Here is a 23,455-nt window from a genome sequence, read left to right as displayed (position 1 = left end):
CGCCGTTCTGCTACCGTTTCAGGCTTTGCATCACGGCGCACGCCAGCTTAGGGACTTCGCATGTTCGAGCGCGTTTTGATTGCCAACCGCGGCGAGATCGCCTGCCGCGTGATCCGCACTTGCCGCCGGCTCGGCATCCGCACCATCGCGGTGTATTCCGAGGCCGATGCCGACGCCCAGCATGTACGCCTGGCCGACGAGGCGTGGCCGATCGGTGGCCCGCGTCCGGCCGACTCCTACCTGCGCGGCGAAACGATCATCGCGGTGGCGAAGAAGGCCGGCGCCCAGGCGATCCATCCCGGCTACGGCTTCCTCTCGGAAAACACCGGTTTCGCCCGCGCCTGCACCGAGGCGGGCATCGCCTTCATCGGCCCGCGCCCGGAGAGCATCGACGCAATGGGCTCCAAGGCCGCGGCCAAGGCGCTGATGGAAAGCCACGGCGTGCCGCTGGTGCCGGGCTACCACGGCGACAATCAGGATGGCGCCTTCCTCGCCGAGCAGGCCGCGAAGACCGGCTTCCCGCTGATGATCAAGGCCGCGGCCGGCGGCGGCGGCAAGGGCATGCGCATCGTGCGCAAGGAGGCGGAATTCGCCGACGCGCTGGCCTCGGCCCAGCGCGAGGCGCAGTCCTCGTTCGGTGACGCGCGGGTGATCCTCGAGCGCTACGTCGAGCATCCGCGGCACATCGAGTTCCAGGTGTTCGGCGACAGCCAGGGCAACGTGATCCATCTCAATGAGCGCGAGTGCTCGGCGCAGCGCCGTTACCAGAAGGTGCTGGAGGAAACGCCCTCGCCCTTCCTAGACGACAGGCGCCGCGCGGCGATGGGCGAGGCCGCGGTGGCCGCGGCGAAGGCCGTGAACTACGTCGGTGCCGGCACGGTGGAATTCATCGTCGCGCCGGACGGCGAGTTCTTCTTCATGGAGATGAACACCCGCCTGCAGGTCGAGCACCCGGTCACCGAGCTGACCCTGGGGCTGGACCTGGTGGAGTGGCAGCTGCGCGTGGCCGCAGGCGAACCGCTGCCGCTGGCGCAGGCGCAGATCCACGCGCACGGCCACGCCATCGAGGTGCGCCTGTACGCCGAGGACCCGGAGCAGAACTTCCTGCCCGGCTCGGGCCGGCTGCAGCGCCTGCGCCTGCCGGCACCGTCTGCGCATGTGCGGCTGGACGGCGGCGTGATCGAGGGCGACACGGTCACCATCTTCTACGACCCGATGATCGCCAAGCTGATCGTGTTCGACTCCGATCGCCCGCGCGCCCTGCTGCGCCTGCGCGAGGCGCTGGCCGCATGCGAGATCGCCGGACCGAAGTCCAACATCGCCTTCCTCGAGCGGCTGGCGCGCCATCCGGCGGTGGTCGAGGGCCGCATCGACACCGGCTACCTCGACCGTCATCTGGATGAATTCCTCGCCGGCGACGTCGCCCCGCCCGACTACGTGCTGTTCGCCGCCGCCACCGCCGCCCTGCTGCACGACGAGTGCGCGGCGATGGCGGGCGTGCGCGGGAGCAGCGATCCGCACTCGCCGTGGGCGCAGGCCGATGCCTGGCGCATCGGTCACGAAGGTCGCCGACTGGTCGCACTGGAGCACCGCGGCCGCCGTTACGAGGTGGAGGCCTACGGCCACGCCGGGCACTACCGCATGCGCCACGGCGAGGACCGCTGCGAAGTGAGCGGCGCCCGCCACGACGGCGAGATCCTCGGTGCCCGCTTCGATGGCGACGCACTGCGCCTGGCTGTGCGTGCGGATGCGGCGCGTGTGCTGCTGCACGACGTCGACGGCCAACGCCATCATCTCGCCCGCGCGGCCGCCTATGCCTGGGAAAGCCGTGACGCGGCCGGCGGCAACAAGCTGGTTGCGCCAATGCCCGGCCGCATCGTGCTGGTGAAGGCCGCCGTCGGCGACGAAGTCGCCGAGGGGCAGGAGTTGCTGGTGATGGAGGCGATGAAGATGGAACTCGCTCTGAAAGCACCCCGCGCCGGCACCATCGAGAGCATCGGTGCGAGCCAAGGCGACTTCGTCGAGGCCGACGCCGTGCTGGTGCGCTTCGCCACCGAGTGAACTCAGCCATCCCTGTAGGGGCCCGCTCGCGGGCGATGCTCTTGCTCCTGATGCACATCGAAGCCACAGGCATCGCCCGCGAGGGGGCTCCTACAACGAACCGGGGCTGCCACGGAGAACATCATGACCGCATCCAACCACGTCCGCATCGTCGAAGTCGGCGCCCGCGACGGCCTGCAGAACGAAAAGACCCTGCTGCCGGCCGACGTGAAGATCGCGCTGATCGACCGGCTGTCCTCCACCGGCCTGACCACCATCGAGGCGACCAGCTTCGTCAGCCCGAAATGGGTGCCGCAGCTGGCCGACGCGGCCGAGGTGTTCGCCGGCATCCGCAAGGTGCCCGGCGTGAGCTACCCGGTGCTGGTGCCGAACCTGCAGGGCTACGAGCGCGCCCGCGCCGTGGGCGCCACCGAGGTAGCGGTGTTCTCCGCCGCCAGCGAGGCGTTCAACCGCAAGAACATCAACGCCTCGATCGACGAATCGATCGAGCGCTTCCTGCCCGTGCTGGAACGCGCGCAGGCTGACGGCGTGAAGGTGCGCGGCTACGTCTCCACCGTGCTCGGCTGCCCCTACCAGGGCGAGGTGCCGGTGGCCGATGTGGTGCGCGTAGCCCAGCGTCTGCACGCGGCGGGCTGCTACGAGGTGTCGCTCGGCGACACCATCGGCGTCGGCACGCCGGCGAAGGCACGCGCGATGCTGCGTGCGGTTGCCGCCGAAGTGCCGATGACCGCACTGGCGGTGCATTTCCACGACACCTATGGCCAGGCGCTGGCCAACATCCTGGCCTGCCTGGAGGAAGGCGTGCGCGTGGTCGATAGCGCCGTTTCCGGCACCGGCGGCTGCCCGTACGCGAAGGGCGCCACCGGCAACGTGGCCAGCGAGGACGTGGTCTACATGCTGCACGGCATGGGCATGCACACCGGCGTGGATCTCGATCTGCTCGTCGCCACCGGCGCCTGGCTCGCCGCCCAGCTGCACAAGGAAACCGCCAGCCGGGTGACCCGCGCCCGCACCGCAGCCTGACTCCGGCGGAAACGGGTCGCTAGAATCGACGTGCGATGCCGCCGGGCGCCCGTGCGACCGGCATCCGTCCGAATACCTCAGGGGGAACGTCCGATGCGCCACCTTCCGCGGATCCTGTCGGCGGCCTGCGCCGCCCTGCTGCTCGCCGCACCACTGGCCCGTGCCGCCTCGCCGGCGAAAGACACCGTGCTGCTGCCCGACCGTGTATGGACCGCTGACGGCGATGCCGCGCACGCCGGCTGGGCCGTGCTGGTGCACGACGGCAAGGTCGCCGCGGTCGGCCCGGCCGACGCGATCAAGGCCCCCGCCGATGCCGAGCGCATCGCCCTGCCCGGCACCACGCTCACGCCCGGCCTGGTCGACCTGCATTCGCACCTGTTCCTGCACCCGTACAACGAGACGCTGTGGAACGACCAGGTGCTCACCGAGCCGCAGGACTACCGCACGCTGGAGGCGGCGGCGCACGCGAAGGCCACCCTGCTGGCCGGCTTCACCGTGCTGCGCGACCTGGGCACCGAGGGCGCCGGCTTCGCCGACGCGTCGATCAAGCGCGCCATCGACAACGGCCTGATCCCCGGGCCGCGCATGTTCGTCGCCACCCGCGCCATCGTCGCCACCGCCAGCTACGGTCCGGGGCCGCGCGGCTTCCGCCCCGACCTCGATCTGCCGCAGGGTGCGCAGCCGGTCACCGGCGTGGATGCGGCCGTCGCCGCCGTGCGCGAGCAGGCCGCGCGCGGCGCGGACTGGATCAAGCTCTATGCCGACTACCGCGTGGGCGACCACGGCGAGACGATGCCGACGCTGTCGCCCGCCGAGATCAAGGCGATCGTCACCGCCGCCCACCAGATCGGCCGCCCGGTCGCGGCGCACGCGGCCAGCGAGGCCGGCGTGCGCAATGCGGTGGAAGCCGGCGTGGACACCATCGAGCACGGCTACGGCACCAGCGAGGCGACCTTCCGCCTGATGAAGCAGAAGGGCATCGCCTACGAGCCCACGCTCACCGCGGTGGAAGCCACCTCGGAATACTTCCAGCACTACGTGCCCGGAAAGTCCGAACCGACGCCCGCGATGAAGGAGGCCGAACACGCCTTCCGCACCGCGTTGAAAGTCGGCGTGACCATCGGCAATGGCAGCGACGTGGGCGTGTTCGCGCACGGCGAGAACTGGCGCGAGCCGGCGCTGATGGTCGCCGACGGCATGACCCCGGTGCAGGCGCTGCACGCGGCCACCGATGTCGCCGCGCACATCCTGCGCGCCGACGGCCAGTTCGGCCGCATCGCCCCGGGGGCGTTCGCCGACATGGCCGCGTTCGACGGCGACCCCAGCCGCGACATCCAGGCGTTGCGGCACCCGGTCTTCGTAATGAAGGACGGCGTGGTCTACCGGCGGCCCTGAGCATTCAGTCCGGCACGATGCGCAACGCCGCGGATGGCGTGCGTTCGACGAATTCGCGACGCACGTGGGCCAGCAGGTCGCGCTGGCTGCCGAACGGCAGCTCGGCTGCGGCCTCGTCCAGATCCACCCAGCGCCAGGCGGAGTGCTCGGAGTTGAGCCGCACCGGGGCGTGCTCATCCACGCGGGCGACGAATGCCGGTACGATCTCGATGCCTTCCGGCCGGGCCCGGTAGAACTGCTCGCAGAAGCCGGTGGCGTAGAGCGACTGCGGCACCAGCCCGGTCTCCTCGAACAATTCCCGACGCGCGGCCCGCCAGCCCGCCTCGCCGTCCTGCAGGTGGCCGGCGATGTAGCTCCAAACGCCATCGAGCCAGGTGCCGGACCGTCGCGCCAGCAGCATCTGTGTTGCCGCGCCGGTGCCGCGCAGCACCACGACGGAAACAATGCCGCAGCGTATCGGCAGGCCGGTAGCGGAAACATGCGCGCTCATGCTCGGGACTCCAGGACTGGCCTGCCGGACTCTGCGCTTCCCCGTCCGTGCCCTCAAGCGTGGCGGATGCGCGCGCCTCGGACCGGACAGCGCGCCACCGGCCCCTGTGACGAAAGACGGCTTTTCCTCGACATCGCGGTTACTGCAGACTGTCGTCCTTGTCCCCCAAGACCATCCAGCGCGCGCCATGCCCTCCGGCTTCCTGATCCGCCCCATCGTTCCCGAAGACAATCCGGCGGTAGCCGCCATCATCCGTGCGGTCATGCCCGAGTTCGGTGCCGACGGCCCCGGTTTCGCGATCCACGATGCCGAAGTGGACACGATGTACCAGGCCTACTCGCAGCCGCGCTGCAGCTATTTCGTGGTGGAGCGCGACGGCCGAGTGATCGGAGGCGCCGGCATCGCCCCGCTGGACGGCGGCGAGGCCGACGTGTGCGAGCTGCGCAAGATGTACTTCCTGCCCGAGGCGCGTGGCATCGGCGCCGGCAGCGCGATGATGGAGCGCTGCCTCGACGCGGCGCGCGACCACGGTTTCGCCCGCTGCTACCTGGAGACGCTCACCGGCATGGACCAGGCCCAGGCGCTGTACCTGCGCAGCGGCTTCAAACCGCTGTGCGAGCCGATGGGCGGCACCGGGCACTTCAGCTGCGACCGCTTCTTTCTGCGGGAGCTGTAGACGGAGGCGAGCCATGAGCACCGATTCCCGCGTGGACGACTACATCGCCAGCGCCGCGCCGTTCGCACGGCCGGTACTCGAACACCTGCGGGCCGTGGTGCATGCGGCCTGTCCCGAGGCGACCGAAACGCTGAAGTGGCGCATGCCGTTCTTCGAATACCGGGGACGGCCGCTGTGCATGATGGCGGCATTCAAGCAGCACTGCAGTTTCGGCTTCTGGCGTGCGCGGGCCGAAGCCGGCGCGGACGACACCGACGGCATGGGCCAGTACGGCAAGCTCACCGCGATTGGCGACCTGCCGCCGAAGCGCGAGCTGACCGCTGCGGTGAAGGCGGCCGCGCGGCGGATCGACGACGGCGCAGCCGCGGCACCGGCGAAGACGCCCAAAGCCAAGGCGCCGCCTGCGATACCGGATGACCTGGCCAACGCGCTTGCCCTGAAGAAGCATGCCGCGGCGAAGAAGCACTTCGACGCGTTCAGCCCCAGCGCACAGCGCGAGTACACCGACTGGATCGCCGACGCGAAAACCGACGCCACCCGCAGCAAGCGCCTGGCCACCACGCTGGAGTGGCTGGCCGAGGGCAAGCACCGCAACTGGAAGTACATGAAGTGAGCGACGAGCCCCTGCCGCCCCGCCTGGAATTCCGCATCGACGATCCGAGCCTGCCCGAGCTGCGCCCGCTGATCGAACCCAGCGATGGCTACCTCGCCGAACTGCATCCCACCGGCAACATCGAGCCGGTGTCGCTGGCCGCGCTGCAGCGTCCCGGGGTGAGCCTGCTCACCGCGCGCGTGGATGGCGAACCGGTGGCCTGCGGCGCCTGCATCGACGAGGGCGACTACATGGAGGTCAAGCGCATGTACGTGCTGCCCGCCTGCCGCGGCCTGGGCCTGGGCAAGCAGCTGCTGGAGGCGATCGAGCGCCATATCCGCCGGCTTGGCGGCCGGCTGGTGCGCCTGGAGGCGGGCACCGCGCAGGCCGAGGCGCTGGAACTCTACGAGCGTGCCGGCTACCGCCGCTGCCCGCCGTTCGGCGAGCACCATGCCAACCCACGCAGCGTCTGCATGGAAAAGGCACTGGCATGATCCGCGTCGCCACCGGCGCCGACGCCGACGCCTTCCACGCCATCTACGCCCCGCACGTGCTCGAGGGCGTGGCCACCTTCGAGACTGTGCTGCCGGGCGTCGAGGTCATGCGCGAGCGCGTGCTCGGGCGGCTGGAGCAGTATCCGTGGCTGGTCTGGGAAGAAGCGGGCGAGGTGCTTGCCTACGCCTATGCCAGCCGTTTCCGCGAACGTGCCGCCTACGACTGGATCGCCGAAACGTCGATCTACGTCCGCGCCGATGCGCAACGCCGCGGGATCGCCCGCCGGCTCTATGGCACCCTGCTCGATGCCCTGCGCCTGCAAGGCATCTGCCAGGCCGTCGGCGTAATCACCCTGCCCGGCCCGACCAGCGTCGCCGCCCACGAGGCAATGGGCTTCGCGCCCGCCGGCGTGTGGCGGCAAGCCGGCTACAAGCTGGGCCAGTGGTGGGACGTCGGCGTATGGCAGAAAACACTCACTGAGCCGGCCAATCCGCCGGTGCCGGTGCTCCGGTTCCGTGATCTGCGCGAACTACCGGCCTGGCGGACCCTGATCGCCCGCACGGGCTGACGCGGCATGCGGCCGTCGACGGCCGCCCATGGCTGGTGCCCCGGCCGCTCGGCTAAAATCGCGGTTTTCCAACGCTTCGGGACATCTCCATGCAGCTCGATCAGGTCAAGGCCGTCATCACCGGCGGCGCCTCCGGACTCGGCCACGCCGTCGCCCAGCACCTCGTCGCGCACGGCGCGCAGGTGGCGCTGTTCGACGTCAACGAGGACAAGGGCCAGCAGGCCGCCCAGGCATTGGGCAACGGCGCGCGCTTCTACCGCACCGACGTCACCAGCGAGGACGGCGTGGCCGCCAACGTCGCCGCCGCGCGCGAGGCGATGGGCGGCCTGAACATGGTGATGAACTGCGCCGGCATCCTCGGCGCCGGCCGCGTGCTGGGCAAGGAAGGCCCGATGGCGCTGTCGCAGTTCCAGACCACGGTGATGGTGAACCTGGTCGGCAGCTTCAACGTGGCCAAGGCCGCCGCGGCACTGATGCAGGGCAACGAGGCCGGCGAAGACGGCGAGCGCGGCGTGATCATCAACACCGCCAGCGTGGCCGCCTACGAGGGCCAGATCGGCCAGGCCGCGTACTCGGCCTCCAAGGGCGGCGTGGTCGGCATGACCCTGCCGATGGCCCGCGAGCTGGCCCGCTTCGGCATCCGCGTGGCGACCATCGCGCCGGGCATCTTCTGGACCCCGATGGTCGACGGCATGCCGCCGGCGGTGCAGGAGTCGCTGTCCGCCTCGATCCCGTTCCCCTCGCGCCTGGGCAAGCCGGAAGAGTTCGCCGCCACCGTCGCCTTCATCCTCACCAACCGCTACATCAACGGCGAGACCATCCGCCTGGATGGCGCGGTGCGGTTGCAGCCGAAATAAGCGAGGAGTGAGTGGAGAGGAGTGAGGAGCGAGAGGAACCGCTCGCCCCCCTCTTCTCCGCACGCCTTTGCTCTTCTCTCACCTCTCACTCCTATTGACTCACTCCTGACCCATGAAAGCTTCCGACGTCAAGAAAGGCAACGTGGTCGAGCACGACGGCACCGTCTACCAGGTGCGCGACATCGAGCGCAGCTCGCCCACTGCGCGTGGCGGCAACGTCACCTTCCGCTTCACCATGTATTCGATCCCCGGCGGTCGCAAGTTCGACCTCAGCCTGCGCGCCGACGACGACCTGAAGGAGATGGACCTGGTGCGCCGCGCCGCCACCTTCTCCTACATGGACGGCGAGGCCTTCGTGTTCATGGACACCGAGGACTACACCCAGTACCTGCTCAGCCCCGAGCTGGTCGGCGACAACGCCGGCTACATCGTCGAGGAGCTGGAGGGCTACTACGTGCAGCTGATCGACGACGCGCCGGTCGGCCTGCAGGTGCCCACCAGCGTGATGCTGACCGTGGTCGACACCGCGCCGGAGCTGAAGGGCGCCAGTGCCACCAAGCGCACCAAGCCGGCCAAGCTCAACACCGGTATCGAGATCCAGGTGCCCGAGTACATCACCAACGACGAGAAGGTGTGGGTCAACACCACCACCGGCGAGTTCGGCGGCCGCGCCTGAGCGTTGGCTGACGCGGTCGCGGCGCGATTCGCCGCGACCGCGACGCATGGACCGGGGCTGGTGCAGAATCGGAGCTGACCTTCCCGACGGATCCGGACGCGGCATGACCGTCCGCAGCTACTCGCTTCGCGCGTCACTCATCGACAGCCTGACCCGTACGCGGCGTCCGGACGTACCGCTGCGGGTGGTGCTGCGCAACACCGCCGCCGTGATCCTGCCGCTGGCGGCAGGCATGGCCACCGGCCATACCGAGATCGGCCTGGGCGTGGGCGCCGGCGCGCTCAACACGATGTTCTCCGACCAGCCGGGGCCGTACCGGCAGCGCATGTGGCGCCTGCTGATGGCGGCGCTGGCGGCCTCGTTCGCCTCGCTGCTGGGCATGCTGGTCGGCGGCCAGTTCTGGCCAATGCTGGCCGCGACCACCGGGCTGGGCTTCTTCGGCGGCCTGCTGGTGGTGTTCGGCGTGGACATCGCCCGCGTCGGCATGACCAGCATCATCCTGCTGGTGGTCACCGCCGCCACGCCGGCGGCACAGGCCTCGGAGGCACTGGGGGCCGCGGCGCTGATCTTCGCCGGCGGCCTGCTGCTCGGTCTGTTCTCGATCGCTGCCTGGCCGCTGCAGCGCTACCGGCCCGAGCGTCAGGCGCTGGCCGGGGTCTACCGCGGACTGGCGCAACTGGCGCGGCAGCAGGCCCATGACGACGCCGACGTCCCCGCCCTCACCGAGGCGATGACCACGCTGCAGACCACCCTGCTTGGCCGCCATCACGCCCGCGGACGTGCCATGGAGGCATTCGGGGTGCTGCTGGAACTGGCCGAGCGGATCCGCCTGGAACTCACCGCGATGGCCGAGCTGCGCAGCAACCCGGCGGTACATGCGATCTTCCGCGAGGACGCGGCCCTGGTGCTGGGCGCGATTGCCGAGGCGCTGGAAACCGGCGATGCGCCGGAGCGCGCCGAGCAGTCGCTCAAGGGCCTGCGCGCCAGCGAACGCACCCTGCTCGACGACGAGCGCGCCAGCGGCGGCCTTACCGTGCACATCCACGCCCTGGCCGGCCAGCTGGCCGCCGCCGTGCGCAATGCCCACTGGGCCGGCAGCCGCGGCGAGCTGCGCGCGGCCGCCGCCGAGACACCGCTGCCGGCCGCGCTGCGCGGGCACTCGCCGCTGGCCACCCTGCGCGCCAACCTCACCCCGCACTCGGTGGCCTTCCGCCATGCCGTGCGCAGCGCCGCATGCCTGGGCGTGGCCTGGGCGGTCGCGCGCCACATGCAGCTGCCGCATGGCTACTGGGTGCCGATGACCGCGGCCATCGTGCTGCGCCCGGACTTCGCCGCCACCTTCAACTTCGGCCTGCTGCGCGTGGTGGGCACCGTTCTGGGGCTGCTGCTGACCACCGCGCTGTTGTGGCTGGCCCCGGACGAGCCATGGGCGCACCTCGCGCTGATGGCCGTGCTGTGCATGGGCTTCCGCTACCTGGCTACCGCCCACTACGGGGCGGCGGTGGCGGCGCTCACCGGCACGGTGGTGATCCTGCTGTCGTTCGAGGGCGTCAGTCCGGCCGATGCGGTGATCGACCGCGTGATCAACACCGCGCTGGGCAGCGCGATGGCGCTGCTGGCCTACGTGCTCTGGCCGACCTGGGAGCGCGCCCGCGCCCGCGCCTCGTTGGCCGAGATGCTGGGCGCCTACGCCAATTACCTGCGCGCGCTGGCCGCGACCGAGCAACGCGATGCGCACCGCGAGGCACGTACGGCCGCGCGCATGGCTCGCACCAATGCGCAGGCCTCGATCGAACGCATGCGCGGCGAGCCCGGCACGCCGGCGGCGCTGCTGGAGCTGGCCGAATCGCTGTTTGCCAACGGCAACCGGCTGGCGCGTACCGCGATGTCGCTGGAAGCGCTGATCGACGACCGCGCCACCCTGCCCGAGCACATCGAGGTGTCCGGCTTTGTCGGCCAGGTCGCCGATGCCCTGCACGCAATCGCGGCGGGCCTGCGCGAGCAGCGCCCGGTGAAGGCGTTGCCGCCGCTGCGCGACCTGCAGCGCAGCTTCGCCGCCCTGCTGGAACTGAGCGACGATGCCGCAACGGCCGAGCTTCTGGAGCGTCTGTCCGACCGCCTGGTCGACAACGTGAACACCCTGGCCCACGTGGTCGAGCGCAGCCGCTACCCGCTGCCCGGCCCGACCCCGGACGAACACCGGCTGCCGCAGGACTGGGCCTCCTGACCGGATCGGGAGCGTTTTTGCGCACTACAGAGGGAGACGTCCGTCCCGACCGGCCGGACGACGCCATGGCCCACCCTCGACGAGTCCGCCCATGTCCGACGACCTGCTGACGTCCTACCTCTCGCCCCTGGGCGAGGACGCCCCCTGCGGCACCGACCTGGAATACGACGCCGACTTCATGGCGCTGGAGCGCGCCGCCGCGCCGCGCGCCGAGCGCGCCATGGGCGATTCGGTGAAAGCCGCCGAAGAGCCCGAGTGGGACAAGGTCATCGCCTTGTCCAACAGCCTGTTCGAGCGCACCCGCGACCTGCGCGTGGCTACCTACCTTTCCACCGCCTGGCTGCGCACCGAGGGCCTGGCCGGCCTCGCCCGCGGCCTGGACCTGGTGCACGGCCTGCTCGAGAACTTCTGGGAAGCGGTGCACCCGCAGCTCGACGCCGAGGACGACAACGATCCCACGGCACGCGTCAACGCGGTGGTGCCGCTGGGCGACCCGCTGGCCGTACTGGCCTACCTGCGCAACACCCCGTTCGTCGCCTCGCCGCGGATCGGCCGCTTCTCGCTGCGCGACCTGCGGGTGGCGCAGGGCACGCTGAAGGTCCCCGGCAACGAGAATGGCGAGGGGCTGCCGTCGATGACCGACATCGAGGCCTGCTGCCTGGACTGCGACGAAGGCCAGCTCACCGGCTCGCTGGAGGCGGCAGCGCAGATCCTCGACCTGGGCAAGGCGATCGATACCCTGTTCACCGACCGCATCGGCACGCTCGGACCCGACCTCAAGCCGCTGCTCACCGATGCCTACGAACTGAAGAAATTCCTCGAATCGCAGGTCGCCCTGCGCACGCCCGAAACGGCGGCTCCCGGCGAGGAGGGCGTGGCCGGCGACGAAACGGGTGCAGCGCCGGCCGCGGGTGGCGTGGCGGTGGCGGCCGGTCGCATCCAGAGCCCGGAGGACGTGCGTCGCCGGCTGGACGAACTGTGCGAGTACTACGCCAGGTACGAGCCGGCCAGCCCGCTGCCGATCCTGCTGCGTCGCGCCCAGCGACTGGTCGGGCTGAGCTTTCCGGAGCTGCTGCAGGATCTGGCCCCCGGTGGCCTCAGCGAGCTGCGCACGATCTCCGGCACCGACGAGTTCTGACCATCGTCCCGCCCTTGCGGCGGGACGCTAGCGCACGCCCTTGCAGGTGTTCGCTCCGGCACGGACGAACACCGACTGCACGGAAGGATCCCAGCTCAACGTCAACCCGCCGGGCAACCCGGCAGTGATCGAGGCCTGCGCGGACTGGGTGAAAGGCCCGGCCGGAGACGGCGTGCCGCCCGATGCGCTGACCGATGCGCTGAGACGATAGGCCGCCGGCTCCGCACACGCGGAGGTCGGCACGTTCTGCGCGGCGCTCGCGCCGCCGCCGGCCAGTTCCAGCGTGCCCTTGCCCAGTGCGACCACTCGGTCGGCGGCGCCCGGCGCCGGGCAGATCGCCTCCAGGGTGTAGTCGACGCGGTACTGCGTCGCCGGCACCACCGCGACCACGGCCGTGGCCTCGGGCAGGGCCTTACAGCCGAGCAGGAACACCTTGCGCTGAGCGACCACGTGCAAGACAACGGGGCCGACAGGCACCTGGCCGACATCCGCCCACTTCAGCTCCAGTCGCGCCGGCGAGGCGCCGGTGAGGATCGGCTGGTTGGCCAGCACGGTACCGCCGGCGTCGGTCGCACGGACCTGCGGAGACGGGCACTGGCTGTCGAACAGGTCGCTGCCGGTCAGGGCGAACGCCTGGGGACCGCCGCCCGCACGGATCGCGAACAGCGACGCCCCCGGCGCCGGCATCGACTGCACATCCTCGACCGCGGGGACCACCTTGGCGCCGCCCTCGGCCGCAGCCAGCAGTTTCACGCCCTGGGTCAGCGCCGCCTGCATCGCCGCGCGGTCCGCGCCCTGGCAGTCGGCCACGGCCTTCAGGTAGGCCCGCACCCGGGTCGCCGCGGCATGTGCCCGCACGATGCGGCCGCGCAGCGCGTCGCCGACCAGGTCGGCCGGCTTGTCCGCATCCTTCCCCGCGTCCTGGCGCAGGTTGTCGGCCATGCCCTGCAGCTGCGATCGCAGGGAAGCCAGCGCCGGGTCCGCCGGCAATGCGGCGGTCGCGGTCGACAACTCGTCCAGCGACACCTGCGCGCTCAACCTGGGGGCCAGTTGCGCGTGCAGCGGCGCCGACGTGGCAGCGAGCATCCAGGCTGCCGCAAGCGGCACGCACCAGGCCGATCGGCTGAGGCTACTGGTCACCGCAATCCTCCACTCCCGGATCGCAGGCCTGCTGGTCCGCCGGCAGCAGGATGCCCGAGGGCACGATGCCGAACGATCGGTAGTTGGCCGAGATCACGCTGGGGTCGATGTAGGCATCGCCGCGACCGTTGCCGTTCTGCGCCTTGCTGAAGAACAGCGAGGTCGGCACGTTGAAGCTAAGCTCGCCGGTCAGCGGCAGGATGTTGCCCTGGCGGTCCACCGCATAGAAGTAGGCCGGCGGATTGCCGACGTGCGCGACCAGCTGCGCACCATCACCGATCACGTAGATCGGCGACGAACCGGAGCCCATGTGGCCGGCCGAGGCGAACGTGCCGGTACCGTCGTAGAGCGGGGTCTTCCCCTGCTCGAGCAGGTCTCCCTGGGTCACCCCCAGGTACAGCTCGGCATGTCCGGCATCGACCGTGAACGTACTGTTGTCCACCGAGGCCAGGGTCAGCGTCTTGTCGTTGGTCAGGCTGAAGCCGGCAGTGGATGAGAAGTTGCCGAGCGTGTCGATCTGGTTGCCGATGGCCTGTGACTGGGTGCCCAGCGAGGTGAGGCCGGCCGACTGGCCGCTGAGCGTTGCGGCGGTGATCACGCCGCCGCTGCCTTCGGTGATCGCACCGGCCGACTGCAGCCATACCGCGGTGGCACTCAGTTGGCCGTTCACCGCGAGATCGCCGAAAGTGGTGGTGAGCGAGGCAAGCGCACCACCATCGACGGGCCCGCTCACGCTCAGCGCCTTGCCGTTGGTGAAGCTCAGGCTGCCGGCGGAAAAACTGCCCAGCGTATCCACGCTGTTGCTGCCGCCGAGGGTGGTGGCGCCGGACGACTGACCCGCAAGGCTGCCCGCCACGATGCGGCCTCCGCTGCCCTCGTTGATCGCGCCGGCCGACACCAGCGTGGTGCTGGTGCCGCTGACCCGCCCGTTGATCGCCAGATCGCCGGACGTGGTGGCCAGCCGCGTCGTGCTGCCGCCGTCGATCGGACCGGCCACGGTGAGCGCCCCGGCGTTGGTGAAGCGGAAACCGTCCGCACTGAAACTGCCCAGCGATCCGACGTGGTTGGCACCATCCAGCGCGGCACTGCCGCCAGCCGTGCCGCTCAGGCTGCTGGCGGTAATCGCACCACCGGACTGGGTGATGGCACCGGCCGCCTGCAGGGCCAGCGTGGTGGCCGACACGGTGCCGTCGATGGCCAGTGCCGAGGCGGAAACCAGCCCGACCGTGCCGCCGGCCACCGCGCCGGTCACCCGCAGATTGCCGGCCGTGGTCGACAGGTCGAGCGCACCGCTGCCGGTGCTCACCTGGCCCCCGACCACCAGTGCGCCGGCATTGCCGAACGTGAGGCTGGTGGCACTGAAATCGCCGAGCGTACCGACGTGGTTGGCGCTGCCAAGCTGGGCCTGGCCACCCGCACTGCCGGTCAGGGTCGTGGCGGTGATGCCCGACGCCGAGGTGATGTTGCGTCCGGCACCGAGCGTGACCGTGCCGCCGGCCAGTGCGGTACCGAGGATCAGGTCCGAGCTGGCCCCGCTCGCCGTCAGGCTGAGGTTGCCGCTGCCACCGTGGACATCGAGCGGACTGTTCACGGTCAGCGTGCGAGCGTCACGGAAGCTGAAATCGCCGCCCGTGGTGAAGTTGCCCAGGGTCACGACCTGATTGGCGCCCCCGAGCACGGTGCTGCCGCTCGATGTGCCGGAGAGGCTGCCGGCGGTGAGCACGCCCGCGCTGCCTTCGCTGATCCCGCCGGCGGCGGACGCCAGCGTGATGTCGCCGGTGCCGGCGTTCACCGCGCCGTTGATCGCCAGCCCACCATGACCGGCCAGCGAGATCGCGGTGCCGCCGATGCTCCCGCTGGTGGCAAGGCTGCCGGAAGTGGTGGCGAGGGTGGTCGAGCTGCCGCCGTTCACCGTACCGCCGACGGTCAATGCCTGGGCATTGCTGATGCTCAGCCCGTTGGTCGCGCCGAAGTTGCCCAGCGTGCCGATCTTGTTGGCCCTGGCCAGCGTCGCGCTGCCGCCGGCCTGCCCGGTGAGGGTGCCGGCCTGGATGACCCCGGCGCTCTGGGTGATGTCGCCAGCCGATACCAGTGCGACCGAGCTGCCGACCAGATTGCCCGCCAGCGAGAGATTGCCCGCCGATTTCAGCGAGAGGCTGCCGCCGTTGAGATCGTGTTGGATGGTGAGGGCGCCGCTGGTGGTGGTCAGCGCGATCGCGCCGGTGCCTCCACCGACCACCAGGTTGCTCCCCACGGTCAGTGCCTGCGCATTGGTGAGCGTGAAGTCCGCGGCACTGAAGGCACCCAGGGTGCCGACATGGTTGGCCTTGCCCAGCGTGGTGTCGCCGGCCGAGCTGCCGGTGAGGGTGCCGGCGGTGAGCACGCCGCCGGTCTGGCTGATCGCGCCGCTGCTGCTGGTCAGCGTCACCGTACCTGCGCTGGTCAGGTCGCTGCCCAGGGTGATGCCGTCGCGACCGCTCAGCGTCACGTTCGCACCACTCAATGCCCCCGGCATCACCAGTGCACCGCCTGCGGTGAGATTCACCGTGCCGTTGGTGCCGCTGTTCAGCGAGGCCACCGTGAGGTTGCCCGCATCCACCAGCGACACGCCCTGCCCCGCGGCCGTCACCGCGCCGGTGAAGTGGTTGCTGCCGTCGGTCAGGGTGATCGCACCGGTGCCTGCCTGCAGGTTGCTGGTGCCCGTCACCTGCACGCCGCCGCTGCCTTCGGTGATCGTGCCGTTGTTGCTGGTCGCGACCAGGTTGCCGCCAACGCTGCCGTGCCCGAGGTTCAGCGCGCCATGACTGGTCGCCGTAAGCGCGCCGGTGGCCAGCGTGCCCAGGGTCAGCGCGTTCTGGTCGGTGATCTGCGTCGTGCCGCCGGTGAGGTTCACTGTGCCGCCGAAATCGTTGCCGCTGTCGGTCAGCGTGATCGCGTTGCCGCCCGCGTTCACCGTGGTGGTGCCGCTGACCGTCAGTGCACCTGCACTCTGGCCGATCGCACCAGTGGAGGTCAGCGACAAGGTGGTCGCATCGATGTTGTTGGCCAGGCTCAGTGCTGCGGCCGAGGTCAGGCTCACCGTCGTTGCCGACAGGTCTGTGGCGAGGCTGAGTCCGCCGGCCGTCGTGGTGAGGCTGAGCGTGCCCGGCACGGTCAGCGGGCCATTCACGGCCAGCGCCTGCGCATTGGTCAGCGCCAGGTTCGCCGCGGCGAAGCTGCCCAGCGTGTTCAACCGGTTGCTTCCACCGAGCGAGGTATTGCCGCTGCTGCTGCCACCGAACTGGTCGGCGGTGATCACGCTGCCGCCGGACTGGGTCAGGTTGCCGGTGATCGTCAGCACCACGTCGTTGCCGCTGGCGCTGCCGACGTCGACCGCACCGGCCAGGTTCAGATCGCTGGCATCGGTGAAGGACAACCCGCCGCTGCCGGTGTTGGTCACCGTGCCCAGGCTGGTGACCAGGTTGCTGCCGGTGAGGCTGGCGCCACCGACCGAGCCGAGGTTCAGCGTGGTGGCCGTGACGATGCCGCCGGCCTGGTCGATCGTGCCGCCGGCATTCAATGTCATGGTCGTGCCGCTGACGTTGCTGGCCAGGACCAGGTTGCCGGTGCTGTCGATCGTGGTGCTGCCGCCGCCGTCCACCGCCCCGTTGACGGTCAGCGCCTGCGCATTGTTCAGGCTGAAGCCGGCTGCGCTGAAACTGCCCAGCGCAGTGACCAGATTGGCGCTGCCCAGCGTGGTCGCGCCGGCCGAGCTGCCGGCGAGGGTGCCGGCGGTGAGCACGCCGCCGGTCTGGCTGATCGCGCCGCTGCTGCTGGTCAGTGTCACCGTACCTGCGCTGGTCAGGTTGCTGCCCAGGGTGATGCCGTCGCGACCGCTCAGCGTCACGTTCGCACCGCTCAATGCCCCCGGCATCACCAGTGCGCCGCCGTTCGCCGCCAGCGTCAGATCCGCCGTACCCGTATCGATGCCCAGCGCCGGCAGCGTAAGCGAGCCGCCTGCGGTGAGGTTCACCGTGCCGTTGGTGCCGCTGTTCAGCGAGGCCACCGTGAGGTTGCCCGCATCCACCAGCGACACGCCCTGCCCCGCGGCCGTCACCGCGCCGGTGAAGTGGTTGCTGCCGTCGGTCAGGGTGATCGCACCGGTGCCTGCCTGCAGGTTGCTGGTGCCCGTCACCTGCACGCCGCCGCTGCCTTCGGTGATCGTGCCGTTGTTGCTGGTCGCGACCAGGTTGCCGCCAACGCTGCCGTGCCCGAGGTTCAGCGCGCCATGACTGGTCGCCGTAAGCGCGCCGGTGGCCAGCGTGCCAAGGGTCAGCGCGTTCTGGTCGGTGATCTGCGTCGTGCCGCCGGTGAGGTTCACCGTGCTCTGGAAGTCGTTGCCGCTGTCGGTCAGCGTGATCGCGTTGCCGCCCGCGCTCACCGTGGTGGTGCCGCTGACCGTCAACGCACCACTCTGCAGTACCGCACCGCTGGCGTTGATGGTCAGATTCGCACCGGTCGAGAGCGCACCGAGCGTGGTGGTGGTGCCGGCGCCGGTCGTGGTGATACCCAGCGAACTGGCGGTGGTTCCGCTGACCCCGAGATCGCTGCTGGCCGTGATCGAGGCGATGCCGCTGACCGTGCCACCGACGCCGGTGGTGCCGACGCCGGACAGGTTGACGTTCACCGGCGTCGTGTAGCCGGTGTAGTCGATGCTGCCGCCGGAGCCTGCATCCAGATTGCCGGAAATGTCGCCGTCGGCCCCCGAGTGCATCAGGAACGAGCCGGTGCCGGTGTCGATCAGGTTGCCGATACCGCTGAATGCCCCGGACAGATCGGTCACCGTGCCCTGGTTGTGCCCGGTCAGAGCCCAGGTCTGATCGGCGGCCCGCAGCGTGCCGGTGCCGCTGTCGGCGATGTTCTCGAACGAGGTCCAGCTCACCGTGCCGTTGTTGCCGGCATTGGCGCCGGTCAGCGTGTAGGTCTGGTTGTTGCCGGCGATGGTGTCGCCCACGCTGCTGCCGGTGACCGCGGTCACTCCGCTCCAGGTGCCGCCGATGCCCGTCGTCGTGCCGCTGCCGGCGGACAGGTCGAAGTTCACCGCGCTGCCGTAGCTGCTGTAGTCCAGCGTCTGGACCGTGGCATTGCCACCCAGGCTGCCGCCGGCGGAAAAGCCGAGGGTGCCGGTGGCGTCGTCGATGTTCTCGAACGAGGTCCAGCTCACCGTGCCGTTGTTGCCGGCATTGGCGCCGGTCAGCGTGTAGGTCTGGCTGCTACCGACCAGCGTGTCTCCCTGGGCGCTGCCGACCACCGCGGTGACTCCGCTCCAGCTGCCGCCGATGCCGGTGGTCGTACCGTTGCCGGCGGACAGGTCGAAGTTCACCGCGCTGCCGTAGCTGCTGTAGTCCAGCGTCCTGGCCGTGACGCTGCCGCCAAGGCTGCCGCCCGCACCGAAGACCACGCTGCCGGTGGCGTCGTCGAGATTGCCGATACCGCTGAAGCCTCCGGGCAACAGGGTGGTCACCGTGCCCGAGTTGCTGCCGCTGAGGTTGAAGGTCGCGCCACTCGCCTGGAGCGTGCCGGTGCCGCTGTCGGCGATGTTCTCGAACGAGGTCCAGCTCACCGTGCCGTTGTTGCCGGCATTGGCGCCGGTCAGCGTGTAGGTCTGGTTGCTGCCGGCGATGGTGTCGCCGACGCCGCTGCCGGTGACCGCGGTCACTCCGCTCCAGCTGCCGCCGATGCCCGTCGTCGTGCCGCTGCCGGCGGCCAGGTCGAAGTTCACCGCGCTGCCGTAGCTGCTGTAGTCCAGAGCTTTGGCCGTGACGTTGCCGCCAAGGCTGCCGCCCGCACCGAAGACCACGCTGCCGGTGGCGTCGTCGAGATTGCCGATACCGCTGAAGCCTCCGGGCAACAGGGTGGTCACCGTGCCCGAGTTGCTGCCGCTGAGGTTGAAGGTCGCGCCACTCGCCTGGAGCGTGCCGGTGCCGCTGTCGGCGATGTTCTCGAACGAGGTCCAGCTCACCGTGCCGTTGTTGCCGGCATTGGCGCCGGTCAGCGTGTAGGTCTGGTTGTTGCCGGCGATGGTGTCGCCCACGCCACTGCCGGTGACCGCGGTCACTCCGCTCCAGCTGCCGCCGATGCCCGTCGTCGTGCCGCTGCCGGCGGACAGGTCGAAGTTCACCGCGCTGCCGTAGCTGCTGTAGTCCAGAGCTTTGGCCGTGACGTTGCCGCTGACGCTGCCGCCGATACCGAAGATCACGCTGCCGGTGGGGTCCTGGATGTTGCCGAACCCGGTCCAGGCGACGGCGCCGTTGGTGCCCTTGTTGGCGATGGCATCGTCCAGTGTGTAGTTCTGGCCCGCACCGGCGATCGTCGCACTGCTGCCGTTGCCGGCCACCGAGGTGACACCGCTCCAGGTACCGCCGATACCGGTGGTGCTGCCTGCGCCGTTGGACAGATCGAAGCTCACCACGCCGGCACGGCTGCTGTAGTCCAGCGTCTGCGCCGTGATATTCCCGCTGACGCTGCCGCCGGTGCCGAATACCACCGTACCGCTGCTGTCGTCGATATTGCCGAAGCCCGTCCAGCTGATTCCGCCGTTGCTGCCCTTGTCGGCGATCGTGTTGTCCAGTGTGTACGTCTGGCCCGACCCGGTGATCGTCCCCCCACCGTTGCCAGCCACCGTACCGAGATTGAATCCGCTGTAATCAAGGCCCGAAGACGACGAGACCTGTGTGCTGAGGTCAAAGTTTCCAGCCACACCAGTCACCGCACCGCCACTGCCAGCAACCGATCCGAAGCCCGCATAGACGATGCCGCTCGCTGACGAGGTCAGCGCGTCATCGGCGAAACTGCCGGTGACGTCGGAGATCGCGCCCGTACCGGACACATGGGTGGCAAGAGCGAAGGTCATGCCGCCGCTGCTCCGGTTGCCGTCATCGAAGCCCGCCGCTCCGGAGACATGCGTGGTGTCGGCTGCGGTGAATCCGCTGAAGGTGATCCCACCAAGCGTGCCGGTGGTCATGCCCGTCAGATTGAACGAGGTGTTGCCCAGGCCGCTGATCGCGCCCGTGCCGGAGATGCTGCCACTGCCGGAAAGGCTTGGCGTGGTGAATGCCGCATCGCTCAGGCCAGAAAGTGCACCGTTGGCGGTGATCGACGTAGTGGCGGTGGCATCCAGCTTGCCGCCAACCGTGCCGCTACCCAGTGTCAGCGCTCCGCCGCTGCTTACCGTCAGGTCCCCGGTGGTCAGCGTACCCAGGGTCAGATCCGTCTGGTCGGACAACTGCGTGGTGCCGCCGGTGAGGCTGACCGCACCGCTGAAGTCGTTGCCCGAATCGATCAATGAGATCGCGTTGGCACCTGCATCGAAGGACGAGGTACCGCCAACGATGAACGCTCCGCTTTGCCCGATCCCACCCGCCGTCGTCGTCAGCGAAAGGTTGCCGGTGACGTCGATGCTGCCGATGCTCAGCGAGCCACTCGTCGTACTCAGGCCACTGAGTGCCTGGGACCCTCCCACTGCACCATCCAGCGTCAGCGCGCCGCCGGTCGTGACGGTCAGCTGCTGCGGGCCGTCCAGGGTCGAGAGGAAGTGAATGTCGCCACTGCCCGTACTGGACAAAGTCACGTTCGCGCCCAGGGTCACGGCGCCGTTGTAGGTCTGACTGCCGCCGGTGGTGACGTTGGCACCCAACGTGAGCGTGCCTGGGCCGGTCTGGCTGAAGCTGCCGCTACCGGAAACCGCCTGGCCCACGGTGACGTTGGTGCCGCTGTCGGTCTGCAGCGTGCCGCCGCCAGCTCCCAGGGTAATGGCCCGGTTGAGGACGAGGGTTGCCGTACTCTCCAGCGTGCCGCCATCGAGGGTCAGGCCGGCGCCGGCGCCACCGAGATTCCCGTCGCTCGATACCGCCAGGGTGCCGCCGCTGATCGTCGTTCCGCCCGTGTACGTGTTCGTGCCCGAGAGCGTCTGCGCGCCGCCAGCCAGGGTGAGACCGCCGGTGCCGCCGATGACACCGGAGAACGTGCCCGCGGCATTGGACAGCGTCAGCCCCTGCGTGCCTAGCGTCACGGTGCCATTGCCGGACAGGCTCTTGATCGAGGCACCGCTGCTCGTCCCCGAAATATCCAGCGTGCCGTTGGCGGTCACGCCGCTCGATGCGGCCACGCTGCCGCTGCCGCTCAGCGCGAGCGTGCCGGCATTGATCGACGTCGCACCGGTATAGGTGTTCGCACCCGAGAATGTCTGCGAGCCACCGGTCAGGGTGAGACCGCCGGTGCCGCTGACGACACCGGAGAACGTGCCTGCGGCATTGGACAGCGTCAGCGTATGGCTGCCTAAGTTGACCGTGCCCGAGCCGGTGAGCCGGGGCATGCTGAGCCCCGCAGTCAAGCCGGAAATATTCAGCGAGCCGTTGTCGACCAGCCCGCCATTGAGCGTCATCGCACCGGTGCCGGCCAGCGACAGCGAACCGGTGCCGGAGATGATGTTTGCGCCGGTCCCTACGGCGGCGTCACCGCCGTTGGCCGTGGCCGGGTTCAGCACCAGGCCGGCGCTTCCAGTGGCCGACATGGACGCGTTGATGTTGACATTGTTCGCCGCGGTCAGCGTGAGCGTGTTCGCGCTCCAGCTGATCGCGTCGTTGACATTGATATTGCCGGTGCCGGGGCTGCCGCTATCGGAGGAGTGGATGGTGAGGTTGCTCGACTGCAGGAGTGTGCCCACGTCCGAGCCAGTGAGGCCATCCGAACCGGCGGCGTCGATCGTGAAGTCGAACGGATCGATCAGCCAGTCGCCGGTCTGTCCGAACGGCGCCGATGTATCCACCTGCGTACCATGTTCTACCCGCACGTGATCGGCCGACGTCTCGATGAAACCGCCGTTCCCGCCTTGCGCGCCCCCTCGCGCACTCAGGCGTCCGTCCACCTGGGTCGACTGCTTGCCGAGCACGACGATGGAGCCGCCACGACCCTGCGATGTCGCATCGGCGTTCAACAAGGCACTGGCACCGAGCGTGACGCCCTGAGCGGTCGCACCTCCTGCGGCATCACTGCCGATGCGGATGTCGCCACCACCGCGCGCGCCTGCAGCGTCGATGCTGCCAGTCACCGCGACGTTCGCGTCCGACAACACCTGCGCGGTGCCGCCATGCACGCCGGACACGTTGATGCTGCCGCTGTTGATCGCGTTGCCGCCGGCGGCGACCAGCCGCACCGTGCCGCCATCGGTGCTGATGCCGCCGGCGGTGATCACTCCGGAGTTGTTCACCGCATCGGTGAACAGATCCTTCGCGGCCGAGGCCTGCAGCACCACGGTGCCACCGTCGGCCTCGAGGGTTCCGCTGTTGGACACCGCGGCACGGTCGTCCAGGCGACGCTTCAGCGCACCGGTGACCTCGACCGTGATCAGTCCGTTGCCGTCGAAATCCAGCACCGCGCGATCGGCGCCATCGAGGTTGATGTTGCCGTAGTTGGCCAGGATCAGGCCGTCGTTCGCCACGCTGCCGCCGAGCAGGCTCACCGAGCCGCCGCTGGCCGCGGCGATGGTGCCGTGATTGACCACGCCGGCGCTGCCGCCGTGCGCGTCGAGGTTGAAGTGGTTGGCCAGGAAGTCGCTGGGCGTGAGGTCCAGCGTGCTGGCCACCAGGCCACCGACGTTCACCTGCGCGCTGGTGCCGAAGATGATGCCGTGGGTGTTGATCAGGAACACCTGGCCGTTCGAATTGATGCGGCCGAAGATCTGGCTGGGGTTCTGGTCGAGGATGCGGTTCAGCGCCACCGCGGTGAACGACGGCTGCTTGAACAGCACCGTGGCGTCCTTGCCCACGTTGAAGGTCTGCCAGTCCAGCGCCAGCTTGTTCGACAGCTGGTTGATCACCGTGGTGCCGCCGCTCTGGGTGATCGAGCCGGTACCGCCCACCACGGTGCCACCGGTGGGCGAGGTCAACGCGGTGACCGAGACCGTCCCGGCATTCGCACCGGGCGCCACGCTGCCGGCGCGAACGCCTGGCGCCACCAGCACACCGGCGGCCAGTGCCATGGACAGGCAAGTCGGCAGCAGCTTGCGGCGGGGACGGGTCGCCACCGAGCCGTTGCGGCAGCGTGACGGACGATGCGGATACTCAGTGTGGTTATGCAT

At 69.6% G+C, this 23,455-nt stretch carries 14 protein-coding genes; 11 read left to right on the top strand and 3 right to left on the bottom strand.

The window, feature by feature from the left end; all coding sequences use genetic code 11:
• Positions 1–60: 60 nt before the first annotated feature.
• The 3 genes from C693_RS0113780 to C693_RS0113770 all read left to right on the top strand — a co-directional run bounded on the left by C693_RS0113780 (position 61) and on the right by C693_RS0113770 (position 4,479).
• On the top strand, positions 61–2,061 hold the full coding sequence (locus C693_RS0113780) for an acetyl/propionyl/methylcrotonyl-CoA carboxylase subunit alpha (RefSeq protein ID WP_017462874.1): 2,001 nt from the start codon (positions 61–63) through the stop codon (positions 2,059–2,061).
• Positions 2,062–2,184: 123 nt separating this feature from the next.
• A complete protein-coding gene (locus C693_RS0113775; RefSeq protein WP_017462873.1) occupies positions 2,185–3,084 on the top strand; it encodes a hydroxymethylglutaryl-CoA lyase in 900 nt (299 codons plus the stop codon).
• 93 nt (positions 3,085–3,177) lie between these two features.
• Positions 3,178–4,479 (top strand): metal-dependent hydrolase family protein, encoded by a 1,302-nt coding sequence (locus C693_RS0113770; RefSeq protein ID WP_017462872.1) that lies wholly within the window; start codon positions 3,178–3,180, stop codon positions 4,477–4,479.
• Positions 4,480–4,483: 4 nt separating this feature from the next.
• Here C693_RS0113770 and C693_RS0113765 read toward each other — a convergent pair whose 3' ends face one another.
• Positions 4,484–4,969: an NUDIX hydrolase gene (locus C693_RS0113765; RefSeq protein WP_017462871.1), complete on the bottom strand. Its 486-nt coding sequence runs from the start codon at positions 4,967–4,969 to the stop codon at positions 4,484–4,486.
• Positions 4,970–5,156: 187 nt separating this feature from the next.
• On the opposite strand from C693_RS0113765, the gene C693_RS0113760 reads away from it, so the two are divergent.
• The 8 genes from C693_RS0113760 to tssA all read left to right on the top strand — a co-directional run bounded on the left by C693_RS0113760 (position 5,157) and on the right by tssA (position 12,198).
• Positions 5,157–5,645, top strand: coding sequence for a GNAT family N-acetyltransferase (locus tag C693_RS0113760; protein WP_017462870.1), 489 nt, complete (start codon positions 5,157–5,159; stop codon positions 5,643–5,645).
• Between the two features lie 13 nt (positions 5,646–5,658).
• Positions 5,659–6,258, top strand: coding sequence for a YdeI/OmpD-associated family protein (locus C693_RS0113755; protein ID WP_017462869.1), 600 nt, complete (start codon positions 5,659–5,661; stop codon positions 6,256–6,258).
• A complete protein-coding gene (locus C693_RS0113750; protein ID WP_017462868.1) occupies positions 6,255–6,731 on the top strand; it encodes a GNAT family N-acetyltransferase in 477 nt (158 codons plus the stop codon). The genes C693_RS0113755 and C693_RS0113750 overlap by 4 nt, the downstream gene beginning before the upstream one ends.
• A complete protein-coding gene (locus C693_RS0113745) occupies positions 6,728–7,300 on the top strand; it encodes a GNAT family N-acetyltransferase (RefSeq protein WP_017462867.1) in 573 nt (190 codons plus the stop codon). Before C693_RS0113750 ends, C693_RS0113745 begins: the two co-directional genes overlap by 4 nt.
• Positions 7,301–7,389: 89 nt before the next feature.
• A complete protein-coding gene (locus C693_RS0113740; RefSeq protein ID WP_017462866.1) occupies positions 7,390–8,157 on the top strand; it encodes an SDR family oxidoreductase in 768 nt (255 codons plus the stop codon).
• Positions 8,158–8,269: 112 nt separating this feature from the next.
• Positions 8,270–8,833 (top strand): elongation factor P-like protein EfpL, encoded by a 564-nt coding sequence (gene efpL / locus C693_RS0113735; RefSeq protein ID WP_017462865.1) that lies wholly within the window; start codon positions 8,270–8,272, stop codon positions 8,831–8,833.
• 103 nt (positions 8,834–8,936) lie between these two features.
• Positions 8,937–11,060 carry an FUSC family protein gene (locus C693_RS0113730; RefSeq protein WP_017462864.1) on the top strand — a complete coding sequence of 708 codons (2,124 nt, stop codon included), beginning with the start codon at positions 8,937–8,939 and terminating at the stop codon, positions 11,058–11,060.
• Between the two features lie 91 nt (positions 11,061–11,151).
• A complete protein-coding gene (gene tssA, locus C693_RS0113725; RefSeq protein WP_017462863.1) occupies positions 11,152–12,198 on the top strand; it encodes a type VI secretion system protein TssA in 1,047 nt (348 codons plus the stop codon).
• A 27-nt stretch (positions 12,199–12,225) separates the two neighbouring features.
• Here the strand turns inward: tssA and C693_RS0113720 are convergent, their stop codons facing one another.
• Together C693_RS0113720 and C693_RS21840 are read right to left on the bottom strand one after the other, a co-directional pair.
• Complete coding sequence (locus C693_RS0113720; RefSeq protein ID WP_157798633.1) at positions 12,226–13,338, bottom strand: hypothetical protein; 1,113 nt, start codon at positions 13,336–13,338, stop codon at positions 12,226–12,228.
• The gene (locus C693_RS21840) at positions 13,328–23,455 is read right to left on the bottom strand and encodes a filamentous hemagglutinin N-terminal domain-containing protein (protein WP_017462861.1); all 10,128 of its coding nucleotides are present in this window, start codon (positions 23,453–23,455) and stop codon (positions 13,328–13,330) included. Before C693_RS21840 ends, C693_RS0113720 begins: the two co-directional genes overlap by 11 nt.

Origin of the sequence: Dyella ginsengisoli LA-4, from assembly GCF_000334915.1 — a bacterium.
In the GTDB taxonomy this organism is placed as follows: domain Bacteria; phylum Pseudomonadota; class Gammaproteobacteria; order Xanthomonadales; family Rhodanobacteraceae; genus Dyella_A; species Dyella_A ginsengisoli_A.
This window is presented reverse-complemented; position numbering and strand designations above follow the sequence as displayed.